This window comes from Herminiimonas sp. CN, from assembly GCF_000622895.1.
In the GTDB taxonomy this organism is placed as follows: domain Bacteria; phylum Pseudomonadota; class Gammaproteobacteria; order Burkholderiales; family Burkholderiaceae_D; genus AVCC01.
In genome coordinates this window covers 24,468-38,563 of record NZ_AVCC01000007.1, presented here as the reverse complement: position 1 = coordinate 38,563, position 14,096 = coordinate 24,468, and the positions used below count along the sequence as shown (strand labels likewise).

The window sequence follows — 14,096 nt, the reverse complement described above, 5'->3', positions numbered from 1 at the left end:
CCATTTTACGGCGATGCGGGCTGGATCCATCTTTTTAATGCACGAATTACCATCTCCGCACGTGGCAACTGACAAAGAACTATCAGATTTTCTAGAAAACGTAGAGCGTCGCGCTTTCAAGCATGCGGTCTATGCAGTACGCAAAGACGAAGCGGCACTGGATATTGTGCAGGACGCGATGATCAAACTTGCTGAAAAATACGGCGATAAACCGGCTGCCGAACTACCGATGCTGTTTCAGCGCATTCTCCAAAACACTATTCTGGATTTTTTCCGCCGAGAAAAAGTTCGCAACACTTGGGTGACGCTTTTTTCGGCGATGCGCGGCAACACCGAAGAAGGGGAAGACTTCGACCCGCTCGAGCACTACGAATCCAGGGATGATTCGCAAGCGACCGAATCCAGCGCCGACAAGGTAGAACGGATGCAAGTGCTGGGCCTGATCGAAGAGGAAGTACAAAAACTACCCGCCCGTCAACGGGAAGCGTTCCTGATGCGTTATTGGGAAGATATGGATGTAACCGAAACAGCTATTGCAATGGGTTGCTCTGAAGGAAGTGTAAAAACGCATTGCTCAAGGGCAACACATGCGCTCGCAGCATCTTTGCGCGCCAAAGGAATACGATTATGAATACCGCAAAAAAAGCCAAAGAACTGGATTTCGCCTATAAAATCCGACACGCACTGGATCGGAACTTAGCGAATTTGCCGGACAACACCGTATCCAGATTAGCCGCCGCACGCAGTATTGCATTATCCCGCAAGAAAAAAGATACGCCTCTGCTCGTTTCCAATACACAAGCATCGATTGCGGGACACGGCACAACCGGCTTTCACGCACCATTCTCATGGTTGCGTCGTATCGGCATGATCATGCCAGCAATTGCATTAATCGGCGGACTAGCCGGCATTTATCAATTCGAGCAACAACGGCATATCGCAGACACTGCAGATATCGACGTCGCCATCCTGGCAGATGAATTGCCACCGGCAGCCTACCTTGATCACGGCTTCACCGCGTATCTATCCAGCCGCGGAGAGTAGTATGGCGCATGAAATTAGTTTTACCCCATGCGCGCTGATTGCCCTGACGTTTGCTCTATCGCTCCCTGCCTGCGCAGCAACAGTACGGAATGCGCCGGCGGCTCTGGCGGCGTCGGCATTCAATGGCGACGCCAAATCAGACTGGTCGGCATTATCCGCAGGGCAACAGCAAGCGCTTGCGCCGCTGGCTGCCGATTGGGATCGACTGGACTCCGCCCACAAAAATAAATGGCTGGCAATCAGCAATAAATTTCCCTCGATGAAGCCGGAGGAACGCAGCCGGATACAAAATCGCATGCGCGAATGGGTCAAGCTATCTCCACAACAACGACGCATTGCACGTGAGAACTATTGGCGCAACAAAAAAAATCAATTCTGATCAAAAAAATGCACACTGGCAGCAGTATCAGCAACTTCCCGAAGATCAAAAAAAGGAGCTTGCGGCTGCCGTCATCAACAAAAAAAGAGGCGCGAGCGTACCCAGTGCGCATAAAAACAACGACAATTTGCTTGTCAAGCCCAAGAAAATACCGCCCCTGCCAGAACAAGCACCAGTCAGGGATTCAAGTATACTTACGCCCTCCGTACCACCCGATGCGAAGTAAAACCTCTTGCTGAAACCACCTGCCCTTCTGAAACGTCGTTTGGTATGCATGCTGTACGAAGCCATGCTGATTTTTGGCGTGGTCTTCATTGCCGGATGGCTATTTGATACCCTCACGCAAAGCCGTCATGCACTGACATTGCGGCATACGCGACAATTCTGGCTGTTTATCGTTCTGGGCGCGTACTTCCTGTATTGCTGGATGCGCGGCGGCCAGACACTGGCAATGAAAACCTGGCATATCAAACTGGAAGCACAGGACACAGATAACGTCCCATTCAGCAGAGCAGCGCTACGCTATCTACTGGCATGGATGTGGTTTCTGCCGGCCATGGCACTCAATTTTGCATTGGGTCTGAAGGGCTGGGAAAGCATCGGCGTAATAGCGGCCGGCATATGCCTGTGGGCGCTGACGGCAATGCTGGACAAGGACCGTCAGTTTCTGCATGACAAACTTGCCGGCACCAGATTAGTCAGCTTGGCTCCCGTCCAGCCCAGCCGGAAAAAATAGATACTAGCGCCTGTATTATTTATGCATCTCGTATATCATGCGGAATAATCGGAGTTTATGCATATACCCCAGCTATAATTCCGCAGAAAATAAAATTGGTGCAAACCTCATTACTATGGCTACATCGGGTTCCAGATGATCGTACGGATCACCCGCGCGTTGATTTTTTTACAAATCATTATGGTCGCCGGTTTGTGCATCGTATTGCACCATTATTTCCTTGTCGCCAGCATGCCGTTGGCATGGATCTTGAGTTTTAGCGCGCTCGCCCTGGTGCGCTTCATGTTGATCGCCAACACTTTTTTCATTGCCTATCGCTACCGCGGCCCGCTACCGACGGAACAGAGACTCTCCTGGAAAACGGGCGGACGTTTATTGTTTCAAGAATTCTGGGCCAGCATGCTGGTAACCTCCTGGCAGATGCCATTCTGCTCGTTTTCCGGCACTGTCGCGCCGCAGGCTGCGGGATTGCCGGTACTATTAATTCACGGATATGGCTGCAACAGCGGCTATTGGCACAGCATGCGACGCCACCTGATACGGTCGAATATCAGCCACAAGGGCATCGACCTGGAACCATTACTGGGCGGAATCGATGATTATGCGGCCAGCCTCAATAAAGCGGTTGAAGAACTCTGCAGGGAAAGTGGAAAAACGCAACTTATCATCCTCGCGCACAGCATGGGTGGCCTGGCCGCAAGGGTGTATCTGCATCAGTACGGCAGTCGTAGAATTGCGAAAATCATCTCTGTTGGCACACCGCATCACGGCACCATGCTGGCAAAATTCGGCATCGGTATCAACAGCCAGCAAATGCGATGGCATGGCGATGCCGATCGCGGCCAGCCTTCCGACTGGCTGCGCAATTTGGCCAGTGCGGAAGATACGGCCAGCCGCGCGCTGATCACTTCGATTTATTCCCTGCACGACAATATCGTGGCGCCACAACAGTCATGCCACCTGCCCGGCGCAAATAACATCGGATTGCCCAGAATCGGTCATGTCGCACTGGGTCTGCACCCGACCGTGCAAGCACTAGCGCTAGCAGAAATCAGGCTGGCAGCCAGGCTCGGACAGCTTTGACAAGAATTGCCAGCGCAGATGCGTACTCAAACGCCAGCGCATGAATCGCTCTGCGGATCGGCCTGAACTCAAATTCTGTCGGCAATGCGCTGCGCCATCCGTTGCGCCAGATCAGCGCATTGAGCCTCGACCATCACGCGGATCAGGGGCTCGGTGCCGGACGGACGAATCAGTACACGGCCGTTGTCGCCCAACTCACGCTCGACTTGCTCTTTCTCGGCCACCATCGCGGAGTTTTTCAGCCAATCGAAACCGGCTGGCACCCTGACATTGATTAAAGTCTGCGGGAACAGCAGCAAGTCAGCGACCGACTGCGCCAGCGTCATGCCGCTGCGTTTCAAGGCAGACAGGACTTGTAGCGCTGAAACGATGCCGTCGCCGGTAGTCTGCTTGTCAAGACACAACAAATGACCTGAACCCTCGCCGCCCAGAATCCAGCCGCGCTCGCGCAACACTTCGAGCACGTAGCGATCGCCAACCTTGGCACGGGCAAAGCCGACGCCCATTTTTTTCAGGGCGACTTCCAGCGCCATATTGGTCATCAGGGTCCCGACTGCGCCGACTACAGGGCCGTTTTTCAAGCGATCCTTGATCATCAAATACAATAGTTGATCGCCGTTATACAGGCAGCCGGAAGCGTCGGTCATCAGCAAGCGATCAGCATCGCCATCCAGCGCAATCCCGAGATCGGCCTGATGGGCACGCACGGCAAGCGTCAATGCCTCGGGCGCAGTGGCGCCGAAACCGTCATTGATATTCAAGCCATTCGGCTGATTTCCAATGGTCACGACCTCGGCGCCCAGCTCGTGAAATACCAACGGGGCAATCTGGTAAGCGGCACCATGGGCACAGTCGAGAACTATTTTGAGTCCGCGCAAATCCAGTTCGGTCGGAAAAGTCGACTTGCAAAATTCGACATACCGCCCCCGCGCATCATCGATGCGGCGCGCCTTCCCCAACCTCTCGGAAGATACGCAGGACATCGGAGCATCCAGCGCAGCTTCGATTGCCTGCTCGACATCATCCGGCAACTTATTGCCCTGGGCCGAAAAAAACTTGATCCCGTTATCGTAATATGGGTTATGGGAGGCAGAAATGACAACGCCGGCCGACAGCCGCAGCGCGCGCGTCAGATAGGCTACCGCCGGTGTCGGCACCGGACCGGCCAGTATTACATCCACGCCGGCAGCGGAAAATCCTGCCTCCAGCGCCGCCTCCAGCATGTAACCGGAAATCCGCGTGTCCTTGCCAATCAATACCGCCGGCTTGACGTCGGTCTGCGTTAACACCCTTCCTGCGGCATAACCGAGCCGCATGACGAAATCAGGCGTAATCGGCGCTTCGCCCACGCGGCCGCGCACACCATCGGTACCGAAATATTTTCTCGACATTGTGATCCTTGTTGTTCTGTTTATCGCATCGCAGCTTGCCAGACTGCAAGAGCGTCAATCGTTTCTGCCACATCATGCACGCGCAATATCCTGGCGCCATTGGCTGTCGCAACCAGGGCCGCGGCAAGACTGGCGGCCAGTCGCTTCTCAACCGGCTGGCCGGTTATTGCACCCAGCATGGATTTGCGCGACATTCCCGCCAGCAAAGGCAAATCCAGCGCCTCCTGCATTGAAGCTATACCCTTGAGCAGGGCGAGGTTATGCGATAAGGTTTTGCCGAAGCCAAACCCGGGGTCGATGCAGATGCGCGAGCGGGAAACATCTGCCGCCTGCAGCACGGCGACGCGTTCGCGTAAAAAACCGGTCACCTCATCCACCATGTCGGCATAGTGCGGATCATCCTGCATGTTTTGCGGCTGATTTTGCATGTGCATCACGCACAAGCCGCAATCACTGCCTTTAACGGCGTCCACTGCGCCTTCCGCACGAAAGCCATTGATGTCATTAATCATATCGGCGCCTGCCGCCAGGGCTTCGCGCATGACCTGCGGCTTGTAAGTGTCGATTGAAAGCGGTTTGCCGCAATCGCGCAAGGCATAAACCAATGGCATTACGCGCTGCAACTCCTGCTCCAGCGGCAGCATTTTCGCGCCGGGACGCGTGGTTTCACCGCCGATATCGATGATATCAACACCCTCTGCAATCATCTGTTCGGCACGCGACAGCGCAGATTCCAGCGCAAGATATTGCCCCCCATCGGAAAAAGAATCCGGGGTCGCATTCAGCACACCCATTACAAGCGGCCGTTCGCCCTCTCGCAGCGGCAGGCGGTAGCGCCCGCATTGAAAGTAATTTTCCATATCAATCATATAAAAAAGGTGGGACCAAATAGCCCCACCCTTGTCATTTCATCCAGTTCCTGCCTGACCGCAGCTTTGTCTGGTCAGGCAGGTGCCGTCGCGTTGGGAGTTACGCCGCCGGAACTGCTGTCGGAAGAAGAACGCTTGGCCGGGATGCCTTCTTTAGGCGGACGCGGCGCGTTGCCTTCCATGATGTCGTTGATTTGATCGGCATCGATGGTCTCCCATTCGAGCAGAGTTTTGGCCATGAGCTCAACCTTTTCACGATTTTCTTCCAGCAATTTACGCGACAGTGCATATTGCTCATCCAGAATGCGTCGGATCTCTGTGTCAACTTTTTGTTGCGTCGCCTCGGATACCGTCTTTGCCGATGCCCGTCCAAAATAGGCATCTTGCTCGGCATCCTCATACACCATCGTTCCGAGCGACTCGGACATACCATAGCGCGTCACCATCGCGCGCGCCAGCTTGGTAGCACGTTCAAAGTCATTCGACGCGCCGGTCGACATCTGATGCATGAAAATTTCTTCCGAGATGCGGCCACCGAACAGGATGGCAATTTCTTCCAGCATCTTGTCCTTGTACATGTTGACGCGATCATGCTCCGGCAGTTGCCAAGTCAGCCCGAGGGCGAAACCACGCGGCATGATGGTGACTTTATGCACTGGGTCCGCTTTCGGCAGCAGCTTTGCCACTACCGCATGGCCTGACTCATGAAAAGCGGTATTCCGGCGCTCTTCCTCGCGCATGACCGCAGACTTGCGTTCGGGACCCATCACGATTTTGTCCTTGGCATCCTCGAAATCCTTCATTTCGACCAGTCGCTTATTGCGTCTGGCTGCAAACAGTGCGGCTTCATTGACCAGATTGGCCAAGTCAGCGCCCGAAAAACCGGGAGTTCCGCGCGCCAGAATGTCTGCCTTGACATCGGGTGCAATCGGTACCTTGCGCATGTGCACCATCAGGATCTGTTCGCGGCCGCGAATATCAGGCAAACCTACCACTACTTGACGGTCAAAACGGCCGGGACGTAACAGCGCCTTGTCGAGCACGTCGGCACGGTTGGTGGCGGCAACCACGATGACGCCAGAATTGGGCTCAAAGCCATCCATCTCGACCAGCATCTGGTTCAAGGTTTGTTCGCGCTCGTCGTTGCCACCGCCCATGCCGGCGCCACGATGGCGCCCTACCGCATCGATTTCATCGATAAAGATAATGCACGGCGAATTCTTCTTCGCGTTTTCGAACATGTCGCGCACACGTGACGCGCCCACGCCGACGAACATTTCGACGAAGTCGGAACCTGAGATGGTAAAGAAAGGCACTTTCGCTTCGCCAGCGATGGCGCGCGCCAACAGGGTCTTACCAGTGCCCGGCGGTCCGACCATCAGAACGCCACGCGGAATACGACCACCCAGTTTCTGGAAGCGGGTCGGCTCCTTCAGAAAATCGACCAGCTCTTGCACTTCTTCCTTGGCCTCGTCACAACCGGCCACGTCGGCAAAAGTCACTGTATTGCTGGCCTCATCAAGCATGCGCGCTTTGGATTTACCAAAAGAAAAAGCGCCGCCCTTGCCGCCACCTTGCATTTGACGCATGAAGAATACCCACACCCCAATCAACAATAGCATCGGGAACCAGGAAATGAATATTTGCGACAGGAAAGACTGCTCTTCCGGTTGCTTGACATCGAATTTGACGCCGTTATTGACCAAGTCGCCAATCAGGCCCCGATCCAGATACGTGACCGAAGTCTTGACCTTCTTGCCTTCGGTCGTAGTCGCAACAATGCTGCGATCCTCGATGACCGCTTCCTTGATGCGCTGCGCCTTCACTTCATCCAGAAAATCGGAGTACTGGATAGGTGTGGCGCCGTTCGTCAGCGCCCGGCTGTCGAACTGCTTGAACACGGTAAATAGCACGAGGGCAATCACGACCCAAATTGCCGTTTTGGAAAACATATTGTTCACAAGAACTCCTTTAGCGCGAAAGCGCTCTGTTGCTATCCTAATGTGCTGATTTTACTCGCAATGTCATGCGCCTGTCTTAGCGCATATGCGATTGCCCCCGATGAAAATCAAGGCATGAAGTGCAATTACTCCGGATTTTTCAAAACTTTTCCCAACAGAAATATCTCGGAAGATTTATCCCGACTTGCTTTCGGTTTCTTTTGTGAAACAACTTTGAATTCCTGCTTGAATTTCGCCAAAATATCATTAAAACCGGTGCCGTTAAAGCATTTAACCAGCAAAGAGCCGGACGGCTTCATATGCGCCTTGGCGAAAGCGATTGCCAGATCGATCAGATATTCAACCCGCGCTGCATCGGCGACGGCGATACCGGATAAATTTGGCGCCATATCGGATAAAACAAGATCCGCCTTGCGCCCTGCCAGCAGATTTTCCAGCGCCAGCAAGGGGCCCTCTTCGCGAAAATCCCCCAGGATAAAATGCACATCCGCGATCGGCTCCATCGGCAGCATGTCCAGGCCGATAACCGTGCCATGAATGCCACCGCCATCCTGGCCGGAGAGTTTATTGCGGACATACTGCGACCAACTGCCCGGAGTGGAGCCCAGATCGACGATGACCTGGCCGCGCTTGATCAATTTTTCATCCTCATCAATCTCTTTGAGCTTGTATGCGGCCCGGGCGCGATAACCCTCTTTCTGCGCCAGCCTTACATAGGGATCGTTGATATGATCGTGCAGCCAGTTTTTGTTTAATTTGTTTTTAGCCATTCGCGTAGAATAGTGCCTTTAGAAGATATTAGTCGGTTACCGAAATCATGTTGAAACTTACCCCTGTAGAACGTAGCGCACTCCGCTCAGAAGCGCATGCGCTCAACCCCATCGTGTTGATCGGCGAAGCCGGCCTGACACCTGCCGTACTCAAGGAAATTGATGCGGGGCTGGATGCACACGGGTTAATCAAAGTACGGGTTTTCGGGGATGACCGTGAAGCACGAATTGCCATGTACGACACCATGTGCGAACACCTCAAGGCGACTCCGGTGCAGCATATCGGCAAACTGCTGGTGATTTACCGTCCGCAAAAAGAAGCGCCAAAAGAACGCAGCGAGAAAAAGGGCCGAGGCATGCGCGAGGTGACGATTGTCAAACCTAGTGCCAGCGGCACGAAGCGCCCCTCAGTCACCAAAGTGATGCTCAAAGGCAACGAACGCGTCACCGAAGGCGGCACCATCAAGCGCGCCAAGCCGCGCCAAACCAGCGCCAAGAAAAGCGCACTCGGAAGCAAATAGAATCCACCGTCAGAAATACATCAGGTCATTGGAGTATAAATTTTCCCACAGCATTAATATGCGGGAAATGATATATTTTCCAGCATACTCCCACTGATCTTCCGGCCCATGCAAAAACCGGATGGGGTGCCGCCACATGGCTGGCATCCCCGGATAGCATGGCAGCGCAGGGACTTCAGATGTAACGCACTTCCAGAATTTCATATTCGCGGATACCTGCCGGCGCCTTGACTTCGACCACATCCCCGGCCGACTTGCCAATCAGCGCGCGCGCTATGGGGGACGTCACCGACACTTTCAATTCCTTTATGTCAGCCTCGTCTTCACCGACGATTTGATAGGTCACTTTCTGTTCCGATTCCAGGTCTTCGAGGTAAACAGTGGAAGCAAACACCACGCGCCCCTCGGCGTCCAGCAACAATGGGTCGATAATCTGGGCAGCGCCCAGCTTACCTTCCAGATCCTGAATCCGCCCCTCGATAAAACTCTGCTTTTCCTTGGCCGCCTCATACTCGGCATTTTCCGATAAATCGCCCTGCGCGCGCGCTTCAGAAATTGCATTAATGACTTCATGGCGTTCTTTTGTCTTCAGGCGATGCAATTCTTGCTTCAGAAGTTCGGCGCCGTGCTTGGTAATAGGTACTGAGCTCATAATTTTCAACTATATTAAAAGCTACAGAGGTCATAACTAGCGCCGAGCAAGCTCAGCGCCGTTAATGACCTCTGCAGGTTGGGGATTTGACTATTGCCTTAGTGTAGGGTTTTATGCAGTCCTTGTAAATCATAGACATGCAACTCGTCCAGATGCGCCATTCCCTGCACCGCCGCTTCCGCACCGAAAATAGTGGTAAACGTCGTTACACGCGCTGCCAGCGCAGAAGTGCGGATGGCACGTGAATCAATGATCGCGCTCCGCTTTTCCTCGACCGTGTTGATGACCATGGCAATTTCATTGTTCTTGATCATGTCCACCACGTGCGGGCGGCCTTCGCTCTTCTTGTTGACCATCGTCACCGGCACTCCGGCTGCGCTGATGGCCGCTGCCGTACCTTTTGTGGCGACAATGGCAAATCCGAGCCGGGCCAGATCCTTGGCAACTTGTACTGCGATCGGCTTGTCGCTGGCCTTGACGCTGATGAACACCTTGCCCGACTTCGGCAACTTCACGCCTGCGCCAAGTTGGGCTTTGACAAAGGCCTCGCCGAAGGTCTTGCCGACGCCCATCACCTCACCGGTGGATTTCATCTCCGGGCCGAGAATAGTATCGACGCCGGGGAATTTCACGAACGGGAAAACCGCTTCCTTGACGCTGTAATAAGATGGCACCACTTCGTGCAAAATGCCCTGACTCTCCAGCGACTGCCCAACCATGCAGCGCGCTGCAATCTTGGCCAATTGCAGCCCCGTGGCCTTGGAGACGAAAGGCACCGTGCGCGAAGCGCGCGGATTGACTTCCAGCACATACACAACATCCTTGCCATCCTTTTGCTGGATGGCAAACTGCACATTCATCAACCCCACCACATTCAAGCCCTTTGCCATCAATGCAGTTTGCTGCTTCAGCACATCAATGGTTTCCTGCGACAGCGAGTACGGCGGCAGCGAACACGCGGAGTCGCCGGAATGCACGCCTGCCTGCTCGATATGTTCCATCACGCCGCCGATGAAGGTTCGGGTGCCATCGCTGATGCAGTCGACATCGCACTCGATTGCGTCGTTGAGGAAACGATCCAGCAATACCGGCGAATCATGCGACACCTTGACCGCTTCGCGCATATAGCGTTCCAGGTCGCGCTGTTCATGCACGATTTCCATCGCACGGCCACCCAGCACATACGACGGGCGCACCACCAGCGGATAACCGATCTCCATTGCCTTTTCCAGCGCTTCCTGCTCGGTGCGCGCGGTGCGGTTGGGCGGTTGCAGCAGATTCAGTTCCTGCAGCAATTGCTGGAAGCGCTCGCGATCCTCGGCCGCATCGATCATATCGGGCGAAGTGCCGATGATAGGTACGCCGTTGGCCTCCAGGTCGAGCGCCAGTTTCAGCGGCGTCTGGCCGCCGTACTGGACGATGACGCCGAACGGTTTTTCTATGGCAACGATTTCCAGCACGTCTTCCAGCGTCAGCGATTCAAAATACAAGCGATCCGAGGTATCGTAATCGGTCGAGACCGTTTCAGGGTTGCAGTTGACCATGATGGTTTCGTAGCCATCTTCGCGCATCGCCAGCGCCGCATGCACGCAGCAATAGTCGAACTCGATGCCCTGGCCGATACGGTTCGGGCCGCCGCCCAGCACCATGATTTTTTTGCGGTCGGTCGGCTGCGCTTCGCACTCTTCGTCATAGGTCGAGTACATGTACGCGGTGTTGGTCGCGAACTCGGCGGCGCAGGTATCGACCCGCTTGTAGACCGGGCGGATGTTCAGCGCATGACGCTTCTCGCGCACCGCGGTATCGGTAGTCTTGAGCAACTTGGCCAGACGACGGTCGGCAAAGCCTTTTTGCTTGAGCTTGTACAGCAGCGGTTTGTCGAGCGCATCCAGGGTCTGGGTTTCCAGCCACAGTTCGATATCGACAATTTCCTTGATCTGCACCAGGAACCACATGTCGATGTGCGTCAGCTGATGCACTTCCTCCAAGGTGAAGCCTTGTGCAAATGCATCGCCGACGTACCAGATGCGCTCCGGACCAGGCTCGCCGAGCTCTTCCTCGATGATTTCGCGGTCCTTGGTCATTTCGTTCAGGCCGTCGACGCCAACCTCCAGGCCGCGCAGCGCCTTCTGAAACGATTCCTGGAAAGTACGCCCGATCGCCATCACTTCGCCCACCGACTTCATCTGTGTTGTCAGGTGCGAATCCGCCTGTGGGAATTTCTCGAAGGCAAAACGCGGAATCTTGGTGACGACATAATCGATCGACGGCTCGAATGCAGCCGGCGTTGCGCCGCCGGTGATTTCGTTGCGCAACTCGTCGAGCGTGAAGCCGACTGCCAGCTTGGCGGCAATTTTCGCGATCGGGAAGCCGGTCGCTTTCGACGCCAGCGCGGAAGAACGCGACACGCGCGGATTCATCTCGATGACGATCATGCGGCCGTCTGCCGGATTGATCGAAAACTGCACGTTGGAGCCGCCGGTATCGACGCCGATCTCGCGCAGCACCGCCAGCGAGGCGTTGCGCATGATCTGGTACTCCTTGTCGGTCAGGGTCTGCGCCGGCGCCACCGTAATCGAGTCGCCGGTGTGCACGCCCATCGGATCCAGATTTTCGATCGAGCAAACGATGATGCAGTTGTCCGCCTTGTCGCGCACCACTTCCATCTCGTACTCTTTCCAGCCGATCAGCGACTCCTCGATCAGCAACTCGGAAGTCGGAGACGCTTCCAGGCCGCGTTTGCAGATAGTTTCGAATTCTTCCGCGTTGTACGCGATGCCGCCGCCGGTGCCGCCCATCGTAAACGAGGGACGAATGATGACCGGAAAACCGAGTTCCTTTTGTACTGTCCAGGATTCTTCCATCGTATGCGCAACGCCGGAACGGGCAGAACCCAAGCCGATTTTGGTCATTGCCTGCTTGAACTTGGAACGGTCTTCCGCCTTGTCGATCGCTTCCGGCGAAGCGCCGATCAGTTCACATTTGTATTTCGCCAACACGCCGTTATTGTGCAAATCCAGCGCGCAGTTCAGTGCGGTCTGGCCACCCATGGTCGGCAGGATCGCATCCGGGCGCTCCTTGTCGATAATGCGCTCCACCACTTGCCAGGTAATCGGTTCGATGTAGGTTACGTCGGCCATTTCCGGGTCGGTCATGATGGTGGCCGGATTGCTGTTGACCAGAATAACTTTGTAACCCTCTTCACGCAGTGCCTTGCACGCTTGCGCGCCGGAATAATCGAATTCGCAGGCCTGGCCGATAATGATCGGGCCGGCGCCAATAATCAGGATGCTTTTAATGTCATTGCGCTTAGGCATGTTTATTCTTCTCCATCACGCTTGCGTCCATCATTGTCACAAAGCGGTCAAACAGGTAGGCGATGTCATGTGGGCCGGCCGACGCCTCAGGGTGTCCCTGGAAGCAAAAAGCAGGCTTGTCGGTGCGGACAAAACCCTGCAATGAACCATCGAAAAGGGATACGTGGGTTACGCGGCAGTTGGCCGGCAAAGTTGCCGCATCCACTGCAAAGCCGTGGTTTTGTGAAGTGATCAACACTTGCCTGGTGTCCAGATCCTGCACCGGATGATTGGCACCGTGGTGGCCAAATTTCATCTTCAGCGTCTTAGCGCCGGAAGCCAGCGCCATGATCTGATGCCCGAGGCAGATGCCGAAGGTCGGAATGCCCCTCTCGATCAATTCGGTGACGGCGGCGATCGCGTAATCGCAAGGCTCAGGGTCGCCTGGACCGTTGGACAGGAAGATGCCGTCCGGATTCAGGGCCAGTGCCTCGGCAGCGCTGGCTTGCGCCGGCAGTACGGTGATCTTGCAGCCGCGTTGCGCCAGCATGCGCAGGATATTGCGCTTGATGCCGTAATCGAAAGCGACCACGTGACGTTTCGGCGCAATTTGCCTGTCATACCCCTTACCCAGCTGCCACTCGGTCTCGAACCAGCTGTAAGGCTTGGTGGTCGACACCACCTTGGCCAGATCCATGCCGCCCAGCCCTGGAAAGGCGCGCGCCAGCGCCAATGCCTTCCCGGCATCGTCGCCGACCAGGATGGTGCCGCCTTGCGCACCCTTTTCACGCAGAATCCGGGTTAGTTTGCGGGTATCGACTCCGGTAATGGCGACGATATTTTCGGCTTTTAAATAATCCGATAAAGTTTGCGTGGCACGGAAACTGGACGTAACAATTGGCAAATCCTTGATGATCAATCCGGCCGCATGTATTTTGCCGGACTCCACATCTTCGGGGTTGACCCCAGTGTTGCCGATATGGGGGTAAGTAAGTGTGACAATCTGGTGACTATAGCTGGGATCGGTAAGAATCTCCTGGTAACCGGTCATCGAAGTGTTGAATACCACCTCACCGGTTGTATGGCCTTCAGCGCCAATTGAGAAACCTTGAAAAATCGACCCATCTGCTAGCGCGAGTATGGCCGGAACGGTGTGGCCAGAAAAAAATGGCAGCAAGGGTAACTCCTGATGTTGTTACCGCCGCTGCGCCGCACCACAACAACCGCAGCCTTCCCGGGCCGGTGCGCCAAGGTCGGAAACAAGTCGTTTTGATGGGATGAAATATGGTATGCGCTACGGCGGGGTAAGTTTGATTAAACCCTGCGATTATAGCGCAAAGCGCCCCCTCCCGCAAATCAGCAAACTTGCAGCAGGAAGCGCCAGAAACACATGC

General features: G+C 55.0%; 14 protein-coding genes. 7 read left to right on the top strand and 7 right to left on the bottom strand.

Annotation, left to right across the window (positions count from 1 at the left end):
* Positions 1–61 precede the first annotated feature (61 nt).
* The 6 genes from HMCN_RS0103115 (at position 62) to HMCN_RS0103095 (ending at position 3,242) form a co-directional block, all read left to right on the top strand.
* Entirely contained in the window at positions 62–631 is a 570-nt protein-coding gene (locus tag HMCN_RS0103115; RefSeq protein WP_025916005.1) for an RNA polymerase sigma factor, read from the top strand.
* On the top strand, positions 628–1,044 hold the full coding sequence (locus tag HMCN_RS0103110) for a DUF3619 family protein (RefSeq protein WP_025916004.1): 417 nt from the start codon (positions 628–630) through the stop codon (positions 1,042–1,044). The genes HMCN_RS0103115 and HMCN_RS0103110 overlap by 4 nt, the downstream gene beginning before the upstream one ends.
* Position 1,045: 1 nt before the next feature.
* Complete coding sequence (locus HMCN_RS18175) at positions 1,046–1,423, top strand: DUF3106 domain-containing protein (RefSeq protein WP_051566724.1); 378 nt, start codon at positions 1,046–1,048, stop codon at positions 1,421–1,423.
* The gene (locus HMCN_RS19080; protein WP_155837355.1) at positions 1,386–1,649 is read left to right on the top strand and encodes a hypothetical protein; all 264 of its coding nucleotides are present in this window, start codon (positions 1,386–1,388) and stop codon (positions 1,647–1,649) included. The genes HMCN_RS18175 and HMCN_RS19080 overlap by 38 nt, the downstream gene beginning before the upstream one ends.
* Positions 1,650–1,655: 6 nt before the next feature.
* Positions 1,656–2,159 carry an RDD family protein gene (locus tag HMCN_RS0103100; protein WP_369792133.1) on the top strand — a complete coding sequence of 168 codons (504 nt, stop codon included), beginning with the start codon at positions 1,656–1,658 and terminating at the stop codon, positions 2,157–2,159.
* A gap of 180 nt (positions 2,160–2,339) precedes the next feature.
* Complete coding sequence (locus HMCN_RS0103095; RefSeq protein ID WP_162174112.1) at positions 2,340–3,242, top strand: triacylglycerol lipase; 903 nt, start codon at positions 2,340–2,342, stop codon at positions 3,240–3,242.
* A 68-nt stretch (positions 3,243–3,310) separates the two neighbouring features.
* Here the strand turns inward: HMCN_RS0103095 and glmM are convergent, their stop codons facing one another.
* The 4 genes from glmM to HMCN_RS0103075 form a co-directional block, all read right to left on the bottom strand.
* A complete protein-coding gene (glmM, locus tag HMCN_RS0103090; protein ID WP_025916001.1) occupies positions 3,311–4,633 on the bottom strand; it encodes a phosphoglucosamine mutase in 1,323 nt (440 codons plus the stop codon).
* Positions 4,634–4,653: 20 nt separating this feature from the next.
* Positions 4,654–5,493: a dihydropteroate synthase gene (folP, locus tag HMCN_RS0103085; RefSeq protein ID WP_025916000.1), complete on the bottom strand. Its 840-nt coding sequence runs from the start codon at positions 5,491–5,493 to the stop codon at positions 4,654–4,656.
* Between the two features lie 83 nt (positions 5,494–5,576).
* On the bottom strand, positions 5,577–7,463 hold the full coding sequence (gene ftsH, locus HMCN_RS0103080; protein WP_025915999.1) for an ATP-dependent zinc metalloprotease FtsH: 1,887 nt from the start codon (positions 7,461–7,463) through the stop codon (positions 5,577–5,579).
* Between the two features lie 125 nt (positions 7,464–7,588).
* A complete protein-coding gene (locus HMCN_RS0103075; protein ID WP_025915998.1) occupies positions 7,589–8,233 on the bottom strand; it encodes an RlmE family RNA methyltransferase in 645 nt (214 codons plus the stop codon).
* 47 nt (positions 8,234–8,280) lie between these two features.
* Between HMCN_RS0103075 and HMCN_RS0103070 the strand changes: the two genes are divergently transcribed.
* The gene (locus tag HMCN_RS0103070) at positions 8,281–8,754 is read left to right on the top strand and encodes a YhbY family RNA-binding protein (RefSeq protein ID WP_025915997.1); all 474 of its coding nucleotides are present in this window, start codon (positions 8,281–8,283) and stop codon (positions 8,752–8,754) included.
* Positions 8,755–8,929: 175 nt separating this feature from the next.
* On the opposite strand, the gene greA is transcribed toward HMCN_RS0103070, so the two are convergent.
* The 3 genes from greA to carA all read right to left on the bottom strand — a co-directional run bounded on the left by greA (position 8,930) and on the right by carA (position 13,879).
* The gene (gene greA, locus HMCN_RS0103060) at positions 8,930–9,406 is read right to left on the bottom strand and encodes a transcription elongation factor GreA (RefSeq protein ID WP_025915996.1); all 477 of its coding nucleotides are present in this window, start codon (positions 9,404–9,406) and stop codon (positions 8,930–8,932) included.
* A 98-nt stretch (positions 9,407–9,504) separates the two neighbouring features.
* Positions 9,505–12,723, bottom strand: a complete 3,219-nt coding sequence (gene carB / locus HMCN_RS0103055; RefSeq protein ID WP_025915995.1) for a carbamoyl-phosphate synthase large subunit — start codon at positions 12,721–12,723, stop codon at positions 9,505–9,507.
* Positions 12,716–13,879, bottom strand: a complete 1,164-nt coding sequence (carA, locus tag HMCN_RS0103050; RefSeq protein ID WP_025915994.1) for a glutamine-hydrolyzing carbamoyl-phosphate synthase small subunit — start codon at positions 13,877–13,879, stop codon at positions 12,716–12,718. The genes carB and carA overlap by 8 nt, the downstream gene beginning before the upstream one ends.
* Positions 13,880–14,096 lie beyond the last annotated feature (217 nt).